Below are 17,235 nucleotides of genomic sequence, written 5' to 3' on the forward strand. Positions count from 1 at the left end.
CCCGCATGCGGCGCTGCGACGCACGCGGCACGAGCGCGGGCGAGTCATGCGATCGGAGCGCACCTTCGCCACGCCCTACACTGGGGTTCGCGGCGCGCCCCCACGCGCCGGGAAGGCGATCCATTGGCACAGCTCCTGGTTCTCAGTTCCACGCACGGAGGCGGTCCCGTCCTGCCCTCGCTCGAACTGCTGAGCCACCGCGTGCGGCAGATCCCCGCCGAGCCGGCCCAGCTCGTCAATGCGCCGAGCGCCGACATCATCTTCGTCGACGCGCGAGTGGACCTCGTCGGCGCGAAGTCGCTGTGCAAGATCCTCAACACCACGGGCCTGGACGCGCCGCTCCTGCTCATCGTGACCGAAGGCGGCCTCACCGCCGTCTCGCCGGACTGGGGCGTGGACGACGTCATCCTCTTCACCGCCGGACCGGCCGAGGTCGACGCGCGGATCCGGCTGGCCGTGGGCCGGCAGTCCGCCGAGCAGGTCTCCACGCGCATCCAGACCTCCGGCATCACGATCGACGAGTCCTCGTACTCCGCCAAGGTGCACGGGCGGGCGCTCGACCTGACCTACAAGGAGTTCCAGCTCCTCCACTTCTTCGCCACGCACCCCTCGCGGGTGTTCACGCGCGAGCAGCTGCTCAGCGAGGTGTGGGGGTACGACTACTTCGGCGGCACCCGCACCGTCGACGTGCATGTGCGGCGCCTGCGCGCCAAGCTCGGCGACATGGAGCAGCTCATCGGCACCGTGCGCAACGTGGGGTACCGCTTCAACGTCTACGAGGACGAGCCCGAGCCCGCCCCCGCGCCGCGCGAGCGCAGCGACGCCTGAGGCGGATGCCGCGACCCGGTGCTGCGGCATCCGTGCTCCCGTCCTCGCGGGCGCCGTCCACGGGCGCCGACTCGTTCACACTCTCGACACGTGACCCTGCAATGATGAGGGGATGATCGAACCCGAGGTGCTCGACGCCGGGCTGGGCGATGCGGACGACGACGACTTCGACCTCGACGAGGTCTTCGACTCCCAGCTGCCCGATCACCGGTATCTGGATCGCGAGATCAGCTGGCTCGCCTTCAATCAGCGGGTCCTCGAGCTGGCGGAGGATTCCCGCCTGCCCGTGCTCGAGCGGGCGAACTTCCTCGCGATCTTCGCGAGCAACCTCGACGAGTTCTTCATGGTCCGCGTGGCTGGCTTGAAGCGCCGCATCGTGACCGGCCTCGCCGTTCCGACGAACATCGGCCGATCCCCCGCCGAGGTGCTGGCCGACATCTCCGCCGAGGCCCATCGCCTGCAGCTGCGCCACGCGGACACGTGGACCGATCACGTCAAGCCCGCCATGGCGGAGGCCGGGATCGAGGTGGTCTCGTACGACACGCTCGACGCCGACGAGCGCTCGCGGCTCTACGACTACTTCCAGGCGCAGGTCTTCCCGGTGCTCATGCCCCTCGCCGTCGACCCCGCCCACCCCTTCCCCTACATCTCGGGCCTCTCCCTGAACCTCGCGATCCGCATCCGCAGCGCCCGCACCGGACGCCAGGAGTTCGCCCGCCTCAAGGTGCCGCCGATGCTGCCGCGGTTCGTCGAGCTCCCGCCCGTCGACGGCACCGTGCGCTACCTCCCGCTCGAGGACCTCATCTCCAGCCACCTCGACGACCTGTTCCCGGGGATGGAGGTGCTCGACCACCACGCCTTCCGCCTGACCCGCAATGAGGACGTCGTCATCGAGGAGGACGAGACCGAGAACCTCATCCAGGCCCTCGAGGCCGAGCTGCTGCGTCGCCGCTTCGGCCCGCCGATCCGGCTCGAGATCACCGACGACATGGACGACGTGACGCTCGACCTGCTCATCAAGGAGCTCGACATCACCGAGCAGGAGGTCTACCGCCTGCCCGGCCCGCTCGATCTGCGCGGCCTGTTCGACCTGTCGCGCATCGACCGGCCCGACCTGCACTACAAGCCCCACGTGCCGACCACGGCCCTGGCCTTCCAGCCCGGCGACAACAATGAGCGCCCCGACGTCTTCGCGTCGATCCGCAAGGGCGATGTGCTGGTGCATCACCCGTACGAGTCGTTCGCGACGAGCGTGCAGGCGTTCCTCGAGCAGGCGGCCAAGGATCCGCATGTGCTCGCCATCAAGCAGACGCTCTACCGCACCTCGGGCGACAGCCCGATCGTCGAGGCGCTGATCGACGCCGCCGAGGCCGGGAAGCAGGTGCTGGCCCTCGTCGAGATCAAGGCCCGGTTCGACGAGGCCAACAACATCGTGTGGGCGCGCAAGCTCGAGAAGGCCGGCGTCCACGTCGTCTACGGGCTGGTGGGGCTGAAGACGCACTGCAAGCTCGCCCTGGTGATCCGCGAGGAGAACGGCGTGCTGCGCAGCTACAGCCACGTCGGCACCGGCAACTACAACCCGAAGACCAGCCGCATCTACGAGGACTACGGCCTGTTCACGGCCGACGATCAGGTGGGCCGTGACCTCACGCGCCTGTTCAACGAGCTCAGCGGCTACGCCATCGAGAAGAAGTTCAAGCGCCTGCTGGTCGCGCCGCTGCACCTGCGCAAGGGCCTGCTGCGCCTCATCGACAAGGAGCGGCGCAACGCGCAGGCCGGAAAGCCGGCGAGCGTCCGCATCAAGGTCAACTCGATCGTCGACGAGCAGATCATCGACGCGCTGTATCGCGCCAGCCAGGCGGGTGTGAAGGTCGAGGTGTGGGTGCGCGGCATCTGCGCGCTCAAGCCCGGCGTCGAGGGTGTCAGCGAGAACATCACGGTGCGCTCGATCCTCGGCCGCTACCTCGAGCACTCCCGGATCTTCGCGTTCCACAACGGTGGCGACCCCATCGTCTACATCGGCAGCGCCGACATGATGCACCGCAACCTCGATCGCCGGGTGGAGGCCCTGGTGCGGGTGTCCGCTCCCGCGCACGTCAAGGAGATGAACGACCTCTTCACCCTCGCGATGAGCGACACGACCAGCTCGTGGCACCTCGGTCCCGACGGCGAATGGGTGAGACACCACACCGACGCCGACGGCAAGCCCCTGCTGGACATCCAGGATCGCCGCATGACGAATGTGCAGCGCCGCCGGCGCGCACGGGCGGTGCGATGACCGAGACCGCGATCTACGCGGCCGGCGGGGTGGTCTGGCGCATCGTCGACGAGAAGGTGCTCATCCTCCTCATCCATCGCACCAAATATCGCGACGTCACGCTGCCCAAGGGCAAGGTCGACCCCGGTGAGATGCTCGCCGAGACGGCGGTCCGCGAGATCCACGAGGAGACCGGCATCCGCGTCTCGCTCGGCGTGACGATCGGGGTCTCGCGCTACCGGCTTCCCAGCAAGCGCACCAAGATCGTGCACTACTGGGCCGCCGAGGCATCCGAGGCCGCGATCCGCGCCTCCGCATTCGTGCCCAACAAGGAGATCGCCGCACTCGAGTGGGTGACGCCCAAGAAGGCGCTGAAGCGCCTCAGTTACCCGGTCGACAGCGAGATCGTGGAGAACTTCCTCCGGCTGATCGACGAGGGCGTGCTGCGCACCTTCCCCATCATCGCCCTGCGCCACGCCAAGGCGGTCGCCCGGGAGGACTGGAAGGGGAAGGATGCCGCCCGCCCGCTGTCGTCCCGCGGTCGCCGGCAGGCGAGCGCCATCGTCGGGCCGCTGCAGGCGTTCGGCGTCAAGCGCATCATCTCCAGCCCCGCCACCCGCTGCGTCGACACCGTCCAGCCGCTGGCGGCGGCGCTCGGCCGGGAGATCGAGCGCACGAAGCTCATCAGCCAGGACGCGTGGGAGGAGGGCAGGTCCGACGCCCGCCGGGTCATCGGCGAGCGCGTGCGCGCCCGCAAAGCGGCCGTGCTCTGCACGCACGGCCCGGTGCTTCCCGACATCCTCAGCGAACTGGCGCTCGCGACCGGCACACTGCGCGGCTCATACCTCGGCAGCGCGTCCGCGCTGGAGACCGGCGCGTTCTCGGTTGCGCATCTCTCCGTCGACAACCCCGGCTCGGGAATCGTCGCGATCGAGACCCACGAGCCCAAGGTCTGACGCCGGCCCCTGCCCCCGTTCACCTTCCGTTCACCTGCGCAGCGCAGTCTCTTAAGAGTCCGAGCCTACGTTTCAGAGCGAACCCCGCACCGGGTTCGCACCCGAAGGCCACCCGGCCTGAACTCCCTGACACGTGAAGGATTCACACAGTGAAGATCTCCCGCATCGCCCGCGTGGGCGCTGTCGCCGCGGTCGCGGCTCTCGCACTTGCCGGCTGCGCCGCCAACGAGGCCCCCGGCGCCGACACGGCCGGCGCCGCCACCTCCGACCTCTCCGGCGAAGTCGCGGGCGGCGGCGCGTCGTCGCAGGAGGTCGCGGTCCAGGCGTGGACCGCGGGCTTCCAGACCGCCAACCCCGACGTGACCATCACCTACGACCCCTCGGGTTCCGGCGCGGGCCGTGAGTCGTTCCAGGCGGGAGCCTTCCCGTTCGCGGGCTCTGACCGCGCGTTCACCGTCGAGGAGATCGAGGCCGGTCCGTTCGAAGCCTGCGTCGACGGCTCGGGCGTCATCGAGCTGCCGACCTACATCTCGCCGATCGCGGTCATCTTCAACATCGAGGGCGTGGATGCGCTCAATCTCGACGCGCCCACCATCGCGGGCCTGTTCGCCGGCACCATCACCAACTGGAACGACCCGGCCATCGCCGCCCTCAACGAGGGCGTGGCGCTTCCCGACCTCGCCGTCACGCCGGTGCACCGCGCCGACGACTCCGGCACCACCGAGAACTTCACCGACTACCTGTACCAGGCGGCCGGGGACGTGTGGACGAGCGAGCCGGACGGCGAATGGCCGCTCTCCAGCGGCGAGGCCGCGCAGGGCACCTCGGGCGTCGTGTCGGCCGTTGCCGCCGGCAACGGCGCGGTCGGCTACGCCGACGCGTCGCGCGCCGCCGAAGAGGGCCTCTCGACCGCTGCCGTGAAGGTCGGCGACGAGTTCGTCGAGTACTCGCCCGAGGCCGCCGCGGCGATCGTCGACGCGTCGCCGCTGGAGGAGGGCCGTGGCGACGGGGACCTCGCGATCGAGCTGCAGCGCACCTCGGACGAGGCCGGCGTCTACCCCATCGTCCTGGTGAGCTACATGATCGCGTGCCAGGAGTACGCCGACGCGGCCGTCGCCCCGATCGTCAAGAGCTTCCTCGAGTACGTCGCCAGCGCCGAGGGCCAGCAGGCGGCCGCGGCCGCCGCGGGCAACGCCCCGATCTCCGACGCGCTCCGCGAGCAGGTGAACGCGGCGATCGAGCTGATCGTCGTCGAGTAGGACCCTCGCTGCCCGGCCCGGTCGCAAGCCCGGGTCGGGCACCCGCCCTGAACCCCCGAACCCAGAAGGACACCATGACCACGACGACCGCCCCCGCGGGCAGGGTCAGACAGCGGCGGGGAGACCGCTGGTTCTCGGGCACGGCGCTGGCTGCCGGCGTGATGATCCTGGTGACGCTGGCCGCCGTGGCGATCTTCCTCGTCATCCAGTCCATCCCCGGGCTCACGGCCACGGGCGAGACGGCGAGCCTCCTCAGCGGCAGCTTCTGGGAGTACGTGTGGCCCCTCGCCTTCGGGACCGTCTGGGCCTCGTTCCTCGCACTTCTCATGGCGGTGCCCCTCGCGGTGGCCGTCGCGCTCTTCATCTCGCACTACGCCCCGCGCCGCCTCGCGCAGGGCCTCGGCTACATCGTGGACCTCCTGGCCGCGGTGCCCTCCGTCGTCTTCGGCCTGTGGGGCATCCTGGTCCTCGCGCCCGCCGTCCAGCCGGTCTACGCGTGGCTCAACGCCCACATGGGCTGGTTCCCGCCCTTCGGCGGGACCGTCTCCAGCACCGGACGCACCATCTTCACCGCCGCGATCGTGCTCGCCGTGATGGTGGTGCCGATCATCACGGCCATCTGCCGCGAGATCTTCCTGCAGACGCCCGTGCTCCACGAGGAGGCCGCGCTGGCCCTCGGCGCCACCCGCTGGGAGATGATCCGCATGGCCGTCTTCCCGTTCGGCCGGAGCGGCATCGTGTCGGCCTCGATGCTGGGCCTCGGCCGCGCCCTCGGCGAGACGATGGCCGTGGCCATGGTGCTCTCGGCGACCGGCGTGGTGACCTTCCGGCTGTTCACGTCCGAGAACCCCAGCACGATCCCCGCGAACATCGCGCTGACCTTCCCCGAGGCGTACGGCACGAACATCAACGTGCTGATCGCGACGGGCCTCATCCTCTTCATCGTCACCTTCGCGGTCAACGCCATCGCTCGATGGATCGTCAGCCGCCGCAAGGAATTCTCGGGAGCGAACTGACAATGACCGCCACCATCGCTCCTCCCCGGCCGCCGCAGCAGGCGCCCGTGCGCGAGACCCCTCGCCTGACCAGCGGCCATCTGCCGGCGTGGGCGCCGTGGGCGATCCTCGCCGGCAGCCTCGCCATCAGCGCCGTCCTCTTCGGCATCCTCGCCATCGGCTCCGGCGAGGACTTCAGCCTCGCTGGCTGGGCGGTCGTGGCCGGGCTCGTCTATCTCGTGCTGATCACCGCGACCTCCTCGCTCGTGGAGGGGCGCCGCAAGGGCGTGGACCGCCTGGTGACCGGCATCGTGACCATCGCCTTCCTCGTGGCCATGGTGCCGCTGGTGTCGCTGGCGATCACCGTGGTCGTGAACGGCGTCGCGGGCCTGTCGGCGGAGTTCTTCACCAACTCCATGCGCAACGTCGTGGGCGAGGGCGGCGGCGCCCTGCACGCGATCGTCGGCACGCTGCTGATCACCCTGGCCGCCGCGGTGATCTCGATCCCGATCGGCATCTTCACCGCGATCTACCTCGTCGAGTACGGCGCGGGCAGCCGGCTGGGTCGCGGCATCACCTTCCTCGTCGACGTCATGACCGGCATCCCCTCGATCGTCGCGGGCCTGTTCGCGTACGCCGTGTTCGCCCTGTTCTTCGGACCCGGCATCCGCATGGGCATCATGGGGTCGATCGCGCTGTCGGTGCTGATGATCCCCGTGGTGGTCCGCTCCACCGAGGAGATGCTGCGGCTCGTGCCCAACGAGCTGCGCGAGGCCTCGTACGCGCTCGGTGTTCCCAAGTGGCGCACGATCGTGAAGGTCGTGCTGCCGACGTCGGTCGCCGGCATCACCACCGGCGTCATGCTCTCGATCTCGCGCGTGATCGGCGAGACCGCACCCCTTCTCCTCACCGCGGGTGTCGCGACCTCGATGAACTACAACCTCTTCGAGGGCCGGATGATGACGCTTCCGGTGTTCGTGTACACGCAGTACATGAACGCCGGCATCCCGGTCGAGGCGTACCACAACCGCGCATGGGCCGCCGCGCTCGTGCTGATCGTCATCGTGATGCTGCTGAACCTCATCGCGCGCATCGTCGCGAAGGTGTTCTCGCCCAAGCTCGGCCGCTGAGCCCCCCTCCCACCCGAAAGCACTGCCACGAATCATGTCCAAGAGCATCGAAGTCAACGACCTGAACGTCTACTACGGCGACTTCCTCGCTGTCGAGGGCGTCTCCCTCGACATCGAGCCGCGCAGCGTCACGGCCTTCATCGGCCCATCCGGCTGCGGCAAGTCGACGTTCCTGCGCACCCTCAACCGCATGCACGAGGTCATCCCCGGTGCCCGCGTCGAGGGCGAGGTGCTGCTGGACGGCGACAACCTCTATGCGCCCAACGTGGACCCGGTCCTGGTGCGCCGCCAGGTCGGCATGGTGTTCCAGCGCCCCAACCCGTTCCCGACGATGTCGATCAAGGAGAACGTGCTGGCCGGGGTCAAGCTCAACAACAAGAAGATGTCGAAGTCCGACGCCGACGCCCTGGTCGAGAAGTCGCTTCGCGGCGCGAACCTCTGGAACGAGGTCAAGGACCGCCTCGACAAGCCCGGCTCCGGACTCTCCGGCGGTCAGCAGCAGCGGCTGTGCATCGCGCGCGCGATCGCCGTGTCGCCGGAGGTCATCCTGATGGACGAGCCCTGCTCGGCTCTCGACCCGATCTCGACGTACGCGATCGAGGAGCTGATCGGCGAGCTCAAGAACGACTACACCGTCGTCATCGTCACGCACAACATGCAGCAGGCCTCGCGGGTCAGCGACAAGACGGCGTTCTTCAACATCGCCGGCACCGGGAAGCCGGGCAAGCTCATCGAGTACGACGAGACGAGGACCATCTTCACCACGCCATCCGTGCAGGCGACCGAGGACTACGTCTCCGGCCGGTTCGGCTGAGTCGGAGTCAGCCGTCGCGCCGCTCGCCGGCGCGACGCGCCGCACTAGTCCCGAGGCGTCAGCAGGTAGCCGTTGAAGGATGCCGTCAGCTCGCCGTCGACCGCGAGCTCGCGGCCGTCGATCGCGCGGATGGGCGCGGCCAGTCGCACGCTCGACACCAGCCATGCGGCATCCGCCTGCGCCAGCGCCGACAGGGGGATGGTCTCGTACGCCGTCTGGGCCCCCTGCTCCTCGAGGTGGGCGAACAGGCTCAGCTGCGTCGTGCCGTGCAGGATCCCGCCGTTGGGTGCAGGAGTCACGAAGCGCCCGGCGATGCGCAGGATCAGCGACGCCGTCGGCGCCTCGAGCACGAAGCCGTCCGACGTGACGAAGACCGCGTCGTCGGCGCCGCGGCGCTTCGCCTCGCGGATCGCCGCCATGTTCACCGCGTACGACAGCGTCTTCGCGCCGAGCAGCAGCCAGGGCGCTCGTGCGGGGGTGTCGATGCCGTACCCCCGGTCGAGGGTGACGACCTTGATGCCGCGCTCGCGCGCCGCGGAGTTGTCGGGGGCTTCCGCCGCCGTCACCCACGCGGTCGGCGTCGGTCCGTGCTCGACGCCCCGGCTGAGGATGAGCTTGATGACCCCCTCGCCCCTGGGCGGGCAGTGCTCCTCGGCGACCGCGATCGCCTGCCGCCACTGCTCGAGGTGCGGCGCGGGAAGGTCGCAGAGCCTCGCCGAGTGCGCCAGACGCTCGAGGTGAGGCCCGACCTCCTGGGCGTGGCGATCGACCACGCCGATGGACTCGAAGATGCCGTCGCCGCGCTGCGTGCTCATCTCGCCGACGCTCAGCGCGGGCGCGGTCACGTCGATCGGCGTGAGGGTGCCGGAGAAGTCGGTGCGGGGATCGTCGGATGCCGCGGGGTCGATCACGAGGGCGAAGCGCCAGGCCATGTCAAGAGCTTAGGCCGGGGAATACCGTCTTCCCGGTTGCGGTTAGACTGTATCGGCCGGGCCGCAGTAACCCCGGGCTCCATCTTCTGCCGCTGCGAGCGGCCTTGCGCCGAGAGGCGTTCTGCGGCCCGGCACTTCTCAGCCGCTGGCCGCCGCCACCAGGTCGGAGATCTCCGCGCGGTCGGACCGAATCGAGGGTCGGCACCCGACGTGGCCTCGATCTCCGACGTTGCGGCGTCGCCAGGCAGGTGAAGAGGGCGGATGCCTCAGGTCAGGGCGTCGCGCCGCCACAGCGCCGCACACGCGGCCAGCTCTGCGGCGAAGTCCGAGAGCCGCAGCGCCCGCGTGGTGAATGCGGAGGCGCGCTGGGGCTCGGTGGCCTCGTAGTCGTCGGCGAGGTGCGTGGCACCGGATGCCTGAACGCGGCAGAACGCGGCCGCCCGGTCGAGCGCGACGGCGAAGTCGCCTTCGAACAGTCCCCGCAGGATCGTGTCGACGAGCGCGACGAGCTCCTCCGGTCCGGCCGGTGACGGCGCGCCGGCCACGACGTCGTCGGCCGACGCCAGCTCGGCCCGTCCCCGCTCGTACAGCAGTGCGGCGGTGCGCGGATCGTCGTGGATCATCAGCTGAACCAGGTACAGCCGCCACAGCGCGCCCGGCAGGGTCTTGGCGGGCGACCGCGACCAGAGCTCGGCGATGTCGTCGATGCCGTGCTCGTCGGTGAACGCCACCAGACGGTCGATGATCGCGCCGTCGGCGTCGGCGCGAACGCGCGCGAGCAGCGCATGCGCGGTGGTGTGGGCGACGCGGGACACCTCGGCCGGATCCTCGGCGGAGAACAGCCGGTCGAAGAGCTCGGCCGGTCGTCGGACGGGCTTGTGGAATTCCCGGGACGCATCGCTCATCCGGTCCAGGCTACTCGCCGCGATGAGCATCGGCTCCGGCACTGCGCGCTCACGCAGCGCCGCGGCGGTCCACGGCAGGCACACGGGTGCCGACCTCAGCCCTGATTGATGCGGATGTGGTTGCCGGCGGGGTCGCGGAAGGCGGCATCCCGCTGTCCCCAGCCCTGCTCCTTCGGCTCCTGCAGGACCTCGGCTCCGAACGCGCGCAGCCTCTCGAACGTTGCGTCGAGGTCGCTCGAGGTGAACACGTACGGCCCGGGCCCCGATCCCTTCACGATCAGCCGCTCCAGCGCTTCGCCGTCATCCGGCGAGCGTCCGGCCGTCGGGTCGGACACGACCAGCGCCAGGCCGGGCTGCCCGGGGAAGCCGAAGCTCACCCAGCGATGACCGTCGTACGACACGTCGGCTACGATCTCGAGGCCGAGGCCGTCCCGGTAGAAGGGAATGGCGGCGTCGACGTCGTCGACCGTGACGGGGCTGTACGCGAGCAAGATGTTCGTCATGCCACCACGGTAGGACCCTTCCCGGGCAGCCGCTTCTTCGATCCTGCTCGACCCTGCGCACGTCCGTCCCGACGCGCTCAGGCGTAGCGGGTGGGGCGGGTGAGGATCTTCGCGACGCACAGCGGCATGGCCTCCGCCGCGTCGTGCGGGCGGGACCGGTACGCGCTCGGAGTCTCACCCACGATCTGGGTGAACGTCGAGCTGAACGAACCGAGGGAGGTCGCCCCGACAGCGGTGCAGGCATCGGTCACCGACATCCCCTCGCGCAGGAGAGCCATCGCGCGCTCGATGCGACGGGTCATCAGGTACGCGTACGGCGTCTCTCCGTACGCGGCCTTGAACTCGCGGGAGAAGTGCGCAGGCGACATCAGCGCCTTCGCGGCCATCGTCGGCACGTCCAGCGGCTCGGCGTAGTCGCGGTCCATCAGGTCGCGCGCGCGGCGCAGGTGCGCGAGCGTCTGGATCGTCTGCCGGGCGGAGGCCACGGCATCACGGTACCGGCTCAGGTGCGCGCCCGCGCCGGCGGATCACGCGGTCGGGATCGACACGATCGGGTCCGTCGACGGCTCCCCGGTCGGCGAGCCACCCTGCGGCTCGACGGTGATCGCGATCACGTCGCCCGGCTCGACGGCCCCATCCAGCAGCGCGGTGGTGGTGAGCCCGGCGGGGTCGAAGGTCCCCGCCGACTCGGCGGCGCCGTCGCGCACGAACCACATCTCGTAGGTCTCGTCGTCCGCGATCTGCGGCAGCCCCTGCGACACGAGCACCGCCTTGCCGACCGACTCGGACCAGTGCGCGGTCGCCGAGCCGCCGTCGATCACATCGACGGTCGCAGACTGCGCGTCGGGAGCGTCCTCGATCTGCTGCAGCGCGACGACGGCCGGGGGGCGGTTCAGGTAGTCGTTGATCATCGCCGCTCCGAGTCCCAGCGCCACGAGCAGCACCATCGACGCGGCGAGCGCCAGGATGCCGCGCGTCCAGTTGCGGCGGGACACCGCCTGGATCGTGGCGGTGTTGGGCGGCGGCTCCGCGGGCGGGGCGGATGCCGCGGCATCCGCTGACTGCGCCGCCGCGGACCCGTCCGCGGGCGCGTCCATGGAGGCGCCGGTGACCGGTGGCTCCGGCGAGGATGCGTCGGCGGGAGACTGCGTCCATGCGGTCAGTGGTGCGGCGGCCGCGGCGACCGACGCGTCCATGGCGGGCAGCTGCGGAGTGGTCGCGATCCGCGCGAGCAGCGTGGACCGCGAGGTGAGCGGCGGAAGGGCGGTGGGCACGTCCTCGCCGAGGGCGGCGGCGGTGGCGACGTCCGCCCGCACCCAGTGGTCCCACTCGGGATGATCGCGGCGCGCCGCCTCGAACAGCGCGCGATCGGCCGGCGACAGCGCGTTCAGCGCGGCGCCTGCAGCCAGTTCGGCGAACTCCTGCTCGTCCATCACGCGGTCACCCCCATCTCGACCCTCAGGCGGGACAGGCCGTCCCGCATCCTCGTCTTCACCGTCCCCAGCGGCGCCCCCACCAGTGCGGCGATCTCGCTCTGACTGTATCCCCCGTAGTAGGCCAGGATCAGTGCCTCCTGCTGCGCTTCCGGGAGAGCCGAGAGCGCGTGTGCGACCCGCTCACCCTCGATCCGCAGCTCCGCCTGTTCAGAGACCCCGTCGTGGGCGACGTCGAGGTCCCGGAAGCCCGCGCGCACATCACGATCCGTGCTCGCCTGCGACGACCGCACACGGTCGACCGCCCGCCGGTGCGCGATCGTGAGCACCCACGCCCTTCCCTGTCCTCTGTTCGGAGCGAAACGCGAAGCGGATTGCCACACCTCGAGGAAGACGTCCTGCAGCACCTCCTCGCTCTGCGCCCGGTCCACGAGCACCCGCAGGATCAGGCCGAAGACGCGCGGAGACATCAGGTCGTACACACGGGCGAAGGCCGCCTGGTCGCCGACGGCGACCAGCTGCAGGAGTGCGCCCACGCGATCGACGGGCTGAGTGCCGTCCTCCGGCACGTCGATTCCGTCGATCACCACGTCCACCAGCATGCCGCACTCCCCCGGCTTTGTCGGTGCGCGCGCTCACCCGAAGGTGAACGAGTACACTTCCACCCCCGGTGACACCTCGACCTCCAACTCGTGGTCACCGCCGTCCGCGCCGGAGACGACGCCGTACGAGCGAGGGGTTCCCGACACCTCGACGGCCCGCTCCTCACCGCCGTCGAGGCGCACCCGCACCTCGCCCTCTCCGGCCAGCACCATGCGCACCTCCTGTGCGCGGAACAGCAGACGGATGCCGCCACCTGCGCCGCCCGCCGGCGTCGCGTACTGCGTCTCGATGCGCCACCGGCCGTCCAGGGCGAAGCTGTCGGCGGGCTGGCGCTCCGGCAGCTCGTACTCCCCCACGCCGGCGCGGTACGGCCGCTCGCCGCCGAAGTTGACGTCCTTCGAAGAGCCGAGGAAGGTCTCGCGGGTGCGGGAGCCGGTCTCGGGCGTGTCGTCGTCCACGTCTGTGACCCCCGGCAGCGTGACGGCGGGATCGGCGTCTTCCAGCAGCTGCCGGATGAGCTTCTCGGTCGCGGCGTAGTTCCCCTCGCCGAAGGCGATATGCCGGACGGTCCCCTCGGCGTCGATGAGGTAGTGCGCGGGCCAGTAGCGGTTGCGGTAGTTGGTCCACGTCGCGAGGCTGTTGTCGAGTGCGACGGGGTACGTGATGCCGAAGTCGCGCGCGCCGGCTGCGACGTTCGCGGCGTCCTTCTCGAACGCGTACTCCGGAGAATGGATGCCGATCACCTGCAGGCCCGCGTCGCGATACGCGTCGTCCCACGCCACCACATGGGGGATGCTGCGCTGGCAGTTGATGCAGGAGTACGCCCAGAAGTCGATGAGCACGACCTGGCCGCGCAGGTCCGCGAGATCCAGCGCGCCGCCGCCCGGGGTGTTGAGCCACGCCTCGATGCCGCGGATGCTCGGGGCGGTGCCGCACGACTCGAGCTCCGGCGCGCCGTTGGTGCACTGGTCGAGCTCGCGGTTCTCGTCGGTGACGAGTCCGCCGAGGTCGAGAGCGCGACGTGCCTCGGGGTTGTCGGTGAGCTCGCGCTGGACGCCGGCGGTGTAGTCGGGCACCAGGCGCTGAAGCGCCTGGGGCGCGTTGAAGACCAGGCCGACGGCGAGCGCGAGCATGGCGACGCCGGCCGCGATGCGAAGACCCCGCTCGCGCCGGCGGAACGCACGGATCCGCTCCACCAGGCCTCGGCCGGCGAGCGCGAAGAACAGCAGCGGGATCGCGACGCCGAGGGCGAACGACACCGTCAGCACCACCGTGCCCGCGTCGATGCGCCCGGTGGAGCCGGCCACGATGATCGCGGCCAGCACCGGACCGGCGCAGGGCACGAACACGGTGCCCAGCGCGAGCCCGACGCCGTATCCGCTGCCGCCGTTGCGCACCTCCGAGCGGCGGGCGAGCCGCTGGAACGGCTTCTCGAGCAGCTGCTCGAATCGCGGCACGAGCAGCCCGACGCCGATGAGTACGAGAACCGCGATGCCCGCCCAGCGCAGCACGTCCTGCGGGAGCCCGAGCGCGCCGAGCGCGAGGGAGCCGAGCAGCGTCACGAGGGTGAAGCTGGTGACCAGTCCCGCGATCACCAGGTAGGGACGCCGTCGGGACGCGGGCGCGGCATCGGAACCGCCGTCGAACCGGGCCGACTGCGCGCCGCCGGTGAGGAAGATGACCGGAAGCACCGGCAGGATGCACGGCGAGATGCCGGTGATGAGTCCGCCCAGCAGACCGATGATGACGAGCTCCACGGCGCCCCCTTTGCGTGTCGCGGGTTGTTCGCGCCGGGTGCCGGTTCGGATTGGTCACGCGGTGGCGGATGGCGAGGCATCCGATCTCCTCCAATCCGATCCCGGCCGCCCTCCGAACAGTCCGTGAAGCCGCTCCTGCGGCACGCCCCACCGGGGCCCCACCACATCGCGGTCACGACGGCCGCACGGAGGAGGAACACATGTCTCGCATCACCAGGAAGCGCGTCTCGGCCGGGCTCGCCCTCGCGGTCGCCGCCACCTTCACGCTGTCGGCGTGCTCGATGGGCGCCGCGACGGAGGCCGAGCCGTCGGCCGAGCCGTCCATGCCCGCCATGGAGGAGACGGAGGAGCCGATGATGGCCGACCCCGCCGCGAACCTCGTCGGACCCGGCTGCGCCGACTACGCCGAGGCGGTGCCGGACGGCGACGGGTCGATCGAGGGCATGTCGGCCGATCCCGTCGCGGTGGCCGCATCCAACAACCCGCTGCTGACCACGCTGGTGTCGGCGGTCAGCGGGCAGCTCAACCCCGAGGTCGACCTCGTCGACACGCTCAACGGCGACGAGTTCACGGTCTTCGCGCCCGTCGACGAGGCGTTCGCGGCGATCGACCCGGCCACGATCGAGTCGCTGAAGACCGATACGGCGACGCTGTCGTCGATCCTGACCTACCACGTGGTGCCGGGCCAGATCGAGCCGGCCGACATCGCCGGCACGCACACCACGGTGCAGGGCGCCGACCTCGAGGTGACCGGTGAGGGCGACATGTGGATGGTGAACGACGCGAACGTGATCTGCGGCGGCGTGCAGACCGCCAACGCCACCGTCTACCTCATCGACGCGGTCCTGATGCCTCCGGCACAGTGACCCACCGCCGGTCGCGGACCGGCGCATGACAGCCGGTTCACGGACCGGCGCACGGGGGTCTCGAACGGCGCCGTCGTCTGGGGCGACGGCTCCTCGGCCAGGATCCCCGGGGGGCACGAGGCCGCCGACGATGCGTCGGCGGCCTCGTGGTGCGTTATCGCACGGCGTGACGCATCCGTCAAGTCCTTATCGGCATTCTCCGAGCCCGCCTAGCCTGAGAGCAGCCCGAAGTCGCGCCGGAGGGGTGCGGGCGTCGGGCGGGAGGGGCATGTGACTGACCTGCGCGAGTCGGGCGAAGTCTCGACAGGCGAACTGCTGGACAACCGCTACGTCCTGCAGGAGCGCATCGGCGAGGGCGGAATGGCGCGCGTCTACCGCGCGGAAGACACGCACCTCCAGCGCTCCGTCGCGGTCAAGGTGTTCCGCGAACCCACCGACGGCATCGACTCGGTGCAGCGCGCGCTGTCGGAGACCACCCTCCTCGCCTCGCTCAGCCACCACTCCCTCGTCACGGTGTTCGACGCGCGCGTCGGCTCGAACGAGGCCAGCTACCTCGTGATGGAGCACGTCGACGGCATCACGCTGCGCGATCTCATCGCGGAGGGGCCCGTCGACCCGCGGATCGTCGCCTCGGTCGCGATCGACATCGCGGAGGGCCTGCACGTCGCGCACGAGCACGGCGTGGTGCACCGCGACATCAAGCCGTCCAACGTTCTGCTGTGGGAATCCCCTCGACCCGGCTGGGAGTGGCGCGCGAAGCTCGCCGACTTCGGCATCGCGTACCTCATGGACTCGGCACGTGTGACGACGCCCGGCGTCATCGTCGGCACGATGGCCTACGTCGCGCCGGAGCAGGCGCAGGGTGCGCCGCCCGCGCCCGCCGCCGACATCTACGCCTTCGGCCTCCTGCTGATCGAGGCCCTCACCGGTGAGCGCCCGTTCGGCGACGCGGAGGGCATCGGCACCGTCATCGCGCGGCTGTCGGCGGCGCCGCGCATCCCCGAATCCCTCCACCCGTCGTGGCAGGGCCTCCTCCGCGGCATGACCGCCATCCGCCCGGACGACCGGCCCTCCGCGCTCGATGTCGTCGCGGCGGCGTCCCGTCTCGCCGCGATGGAGAACACCATCGCCCGCGAGAACGCCGACCCTTCCACGGCCCCGATCGCCACGCCCGTCGTCACCGCGTCCGATACCGACACTCCGACCGTCGCCGCCGGTGCCGTCGCGGCAAGCGGTACGGCAGCGGCCGGTGCGGGCGCTGCCGCCGGTGCGGGTGCTGCCCCCGCTGCGACTCCCGCCGGCGTCACCGGGCCGACGACGGGCCCGACGCAGGCCTTCCCGCAGACGGCAGCCCCCGCCGAGCGGGGAGCCCTCCGCCGCGATGCGCGCGCGCCGGCCGCCGCGGCCACTCTCGCGGGCGGGCAGGCCGCGGCATCCACTCTCCCGTCCGTCCCGGACGAGCAGCGCCGGCCGACCCGGAGAGCCGTGGTGATCGGCGCGATCGTCGCAGCGCTGATCGCCCTCGTCCTCTTCATCGGGGCGCTGTTCCTGTCCACGGCGTGGTCGGCGCAGCCCGAGCCCGCCCCGACGTCGCCGGTCGACGAGCAGCCCGCACCGGCCCCGACCGAGAACCCGGTCGTCGAGGAGACGACGCCTGCGGAGGAACAGCCGGTCGAGGCTCCCGTGGAGCAGGCGCCCGCGCAGGATGTGCAGCCGGCCGACACGGGCGGCGGGGGCAGCAGCAACAGCGGCCCGGGCAACAGCAACGGCAACGGCAACGGCAACGGCAACGGCAACGGGCCGGGGAGCAACAGCGGCAACGGCAAGGGCAACCGCTGACGGAAGAAGCTCCCCCATCCGGCAAGTAGGCTTGTTGATGAGGGCCTCTAGCTCAGTCGGTAGAGCATCGGACTTTTAATCCGCGGGTCGTGGGTTCGAGCCCCACGGGGCCCACCGCGTTTCAGACCGTCGGCAAGCGGCATCCCGCCTCTCTGGCG

16 protein-coding genes and 1 tRNA gene are annotated in these 17,235 nt (G+C 70.6%); 10 read left to right on the forward strand and 7 right to left on the reverse strand.

Going from position 1 to position 17,235, the window contains the following annotated elements:
• Window positions 1-123 precede the first annotated feature (123 nt).
• The 7 genes from IR212_RS11290 to pstB all read left to right on the forward strand — a co-directional run bounded on the left by IR212_RS11290 (window position 124) and on the right by pstB (window position 8,239).
• Entirely contained in the window at window positions 124-828 is a 705-nt protein-coding gene (locus IR212_RS11290) for a response regulator transcription factor (protein WP_194396012.1), read from the forward strand.
• Window positions 829-940: 112 nt separating this feature from the next.
• Window positions 941-3,106, forward strand: a complete 2,166-nt coding sequence (locus IR212_RS11295) for an RNA degradosome polyphosphate kinase (RefSeq protein ID WP_194396013.1) — start codon at window positions 941-943, stop codon at window positions 3,104-3,106.
• Window positions 3,103-4,041 (forward strand): NUDIX hydrolase, encoded by a 939-nt coding sequence (locus tag IR212_RS11300; protein ID WP_194396014.1) that lies wholly within the window; start codon window positions 3,103-3,105, stop codon window positions 4,039-4,041. The genes IR212_RS11295 and IR212_RS11300 overlap by 4 nt, the downstream gene beginning before the upstream one ends.
• A 149-nt stretch (window positions 4,042-4,190) precedes the next feature.
• Window positions 4,191-5,300 (forward strand): phosphate ABC transporter substrate-binding protein PstS, encoded by a 1,110-nt coding sequence (gene pstS, locus IR212_RS11305; protein WP_194396015.1) that lies wholly within the window; start codon window positions 4,191-4,193, stop codon window positions 5,298-5,300.
• A gap of 74 nt (window positions 5,301-5,374) precedes the next feature.
• Window positions 5,375-6,316 carry a phosphate ABC transporter permease subunit PstC gene (pstC, locus tag IR212_RS11310; protein WP_194396016.1) on the forward strand — a complete coding sequence of 314 codons (942 nt, stop codon included), beginning with the start codon at window positions 5,375-5,377 and terminating at the stop codon, window positions 6,314-6,316.
• A gap of 2 nt (window positions 6,317-6,318) precedes the next feature.
• Window positions 6,319-7,425 carry a phosphate ABC transporter permease PstA gene (gene pstA / locus IR212_RS11315; protein ID WP_194396017.1) on the forward strand — a complete coding sequence of 369 codons (1,107 nt, stop codon included), beginning with the start codon at window positions 6,319-6,321 and terminating at the stop codon, window positions 7,423-7,425.
• A 34-nt stretch (window positions 7,426-7,459) separates the two neighbouring features.
• Window positions 7,460-8,239, forward strand: coding sequence for a phosphate ABC transporter ATP-binding protein PstB (pstB, locus tag IR212_RS11320; protein WP_194396018.1), 780 nt, complete (start codon window positions 7,460-7,462; stop codon window positions 8,237-8,239).
• A gap of 44 nt (window positions 8,240-8,283) precedes the next feature.
• On the opposite strand, the gene IR212_RS11325 is transcribed toward pstB, so the two are convergent.
• The 7 genes from IR212_RS11325 to IR212_RS11355 form a co-directional block, all read right to left on the reverse strand.
• Window positions 8,284-9,171, reverse strand: coding sequence for an aminodeoxychorismate lyase (locus IR212_RS11325; RefSeq protein WP_194396019.1), 888 nt, complete (start codon window positions 9,169-9,171; stop codon window positions 8,284-8,286).
• A 266-nt stretch (window positions 9,172-9,437) separates the two neighbouring features.
• On the reverse strand, window positions 9,438-10,076 hold the full coding sequence (locus IR212_RS11330; RefSeq protein ID WP_194396020.1) for a response regulator transcription factor: 639 nt from the start codon (window positions 10,074-10,076) through the stop codon (window positions 9,438-9,440).
• A 95-nt stretch (window positions 10,077-10,171) separates the two neighbouring features.
• The gene (locus IR212_RS11335) at window positions 10,172-10,579 is read right to left on the reverse strand and encodes a VOC family protein (RefSeq protein WP_194396021.1); all 408 of its coding nucleotides are present in this window, start codon (window positions 10,577-10,579) and stop codon (window positions 10,172-10,174) included.
• A gap of 77 nt (window positions 10,580-10,656) precedes the next feature.
• On the reverse strand, window positions 10,657-11,004 hold the full coding sequence (locus IR212_RS11340) for a helix-turn-helix transcriptional regulator (RefSeq protein ID WP_194398651.1): 348 nt from the start codon (window positions 11,002-11,004) through the stop codon (window positions 10,657-10,659).
• Between the two features lie 102 nt (window positions 11,005-11,106).
• Complete coding sequence (locus tag IR212_RS11345; protein ID WP_194398652.1) at window positions 11,107-12,012, reverse strand: anti-sigma factor; 906 nt, start codon at window positions 12,010-12,012, stop codon at window positions 11,107-11,109.
• Complete coding sequence (gene sigK / locus IR212_RS11350) at window positions 12,012-12,614, reverse strand: ECF RNA polymerase sigma factor SigK (protein ID WP_194396022.1); 603 nt, start codon at window positions 12,612-12,614, stop codon at window positions 12,012-12,014. Before sigK ends, IR212_RS11345 begins: the two co-directional genes overlap by 1 nt.
• A gap of 33 nt (window positions 12,615-12,647) precedes the next feature.
• Window positions 12,648-14,372 (reverse strand): cytochrome c biogenesis protein DipZ, encoded by a 1,725-nt coding sequence (locus IR212_RS11355; protein ID WP_194396023.1) that lies wholly within the window; start codon window positions 14,370-14,372, stop codon window positions 12,648-12,650.
• A 200-nt stretch (window positions 14,373-14,572) separates the two neighbouring features.
• Between IR212_RS11355 and IR212_RS11360 the strand changes: the two genes are divergently transcribed.
• The 3 genes from IR212_RS11360 to IR212_RS11370 all read left to right on the forward strand — a co-directional run bounded on the left by IR212_RS11360 (window position 14,573) and on the right by IR212_RS11370 (window position 17,191).
• Window positions 14,573-15,238, forward strand: a complete 666-nt coding sequence (locus IR212_RS11360; RefSeq protein WP_194396024.1) for a fasciclin domain-containing protein — start codon at window positions 14,573-14,575, stop codon at window positions 15,236-15,238.
• A 270-nt stretch (window positions 15,239-15,508) separates the two neighbouring features.
• Window positions 15,509-17,077 (forward strand): serine/threonine-protein kinase, encoded by a 1,569-nt coding sequence (locus tag IR212_RS11365; protein ID WP_194396025.1) that lies wholly within the window; start codon window positions 15,509-15,511, stop codon window positions 17,075-17,077.
• A 41-nt stretch (window positions 17,078-17,118) separates the two neighbouring features.
• A tRNA-Lys gene (locus tag IR212_RS11370) sits at window positions 17,119-17,191 on the forward strand.
• Window positions 17,192-17,235: the final 44 nt, after the last annotated feature.

The sequence above is a fragment of the Microbacterium atlanticum genome, assembly GCF_015277815.1.
GTDB classification, from domain to species: domain Bacteria; phylum Actinomycetota; class Actinomycetes; order Actinomycetales; family Microbacteriaceae; genus Microbacterium; species Microbacterium atlanticum.

Coding starts and splice junctions, on each gene's coding strand:
- pstA (WP_194396017.1), top strand. CDS start 6,319: ATGACCGCCACCATCGCTCCTCCCCGGCCGCCGCAGCAGGCGCCCGTG.
- IR212_RS11340 (WP_194398651.1), bottom strand. CDS start 11,004: ATGGACCGCGACTACGCCGAGCCGCTGGACGTGCCGACGATGGCCGCG.
- IR212_RS11335 (WP_194396021.1), bottom strand. CDS start 10,579: ATGACGAACATCTTGCTCGCGTACAGCCCCGTCACGGTCGACGACGTC.
- IR212_RS11300 (WP_194396014.1), top strand. CDS start 3,103: ATGACCGAGACCGCGATCTACGCGGCCGGCGGGGTGGTCTGGCGCATC.
- IR212_RS11360 (WP_194396024.1), top strand. CDS start 14,573: ATGTCTCGCATCACCAGGAAGCGCGTCTCGGCCGGGCTCGCCCTCGCG.
- IR212_RS11295 (WP_194396013.1), top strand. CDS start 941: ATGATCGAACCCGAGGTGCTCGACGCCGGGCTGGGCGATGCGGACGAC.
- IR212_RS11325 (WP_194396019.1), bottom strand. CDS start 9,171: ATGGCCTGGCGCTTCGCCCTCGTGATCGACCCCGCGGCATCCGACGAT.
- IR212_RS11330 (WP_194396020.1), bottom strand. CDS start 10,076: ATGAGCGATGCGTCCCGGGAATTCCACAAGCCCGTCCGACGACCGGCC.
- sigK (WP_194396022.1), bottom strand. CDS start 12,614: ATGCTGGTGGACGTGGTGATCGACGGAATCGACGTGCCGGAGGACGGC.
- IR212_RS11345 (WP_194398652.1), bottom strand. CDS start 12,012: ATGGACGAGCAGGAGTTCGCCGAACTGGCTGCAGGCGCCGCGCTGAAC.
- pstB (WP_194396018.1), top strand. CDS start 7,460: ATGTCCAAGAGCATCGAAGTCAACGACCTGAACGTCTACTACGGCGAC.
- pstC (WP_194396016.1), top strand. CDS start 5,375: ATGACCACGACGACCGCCCCCGCGGGCAGGGTCAGACAGCGGCGGGGA.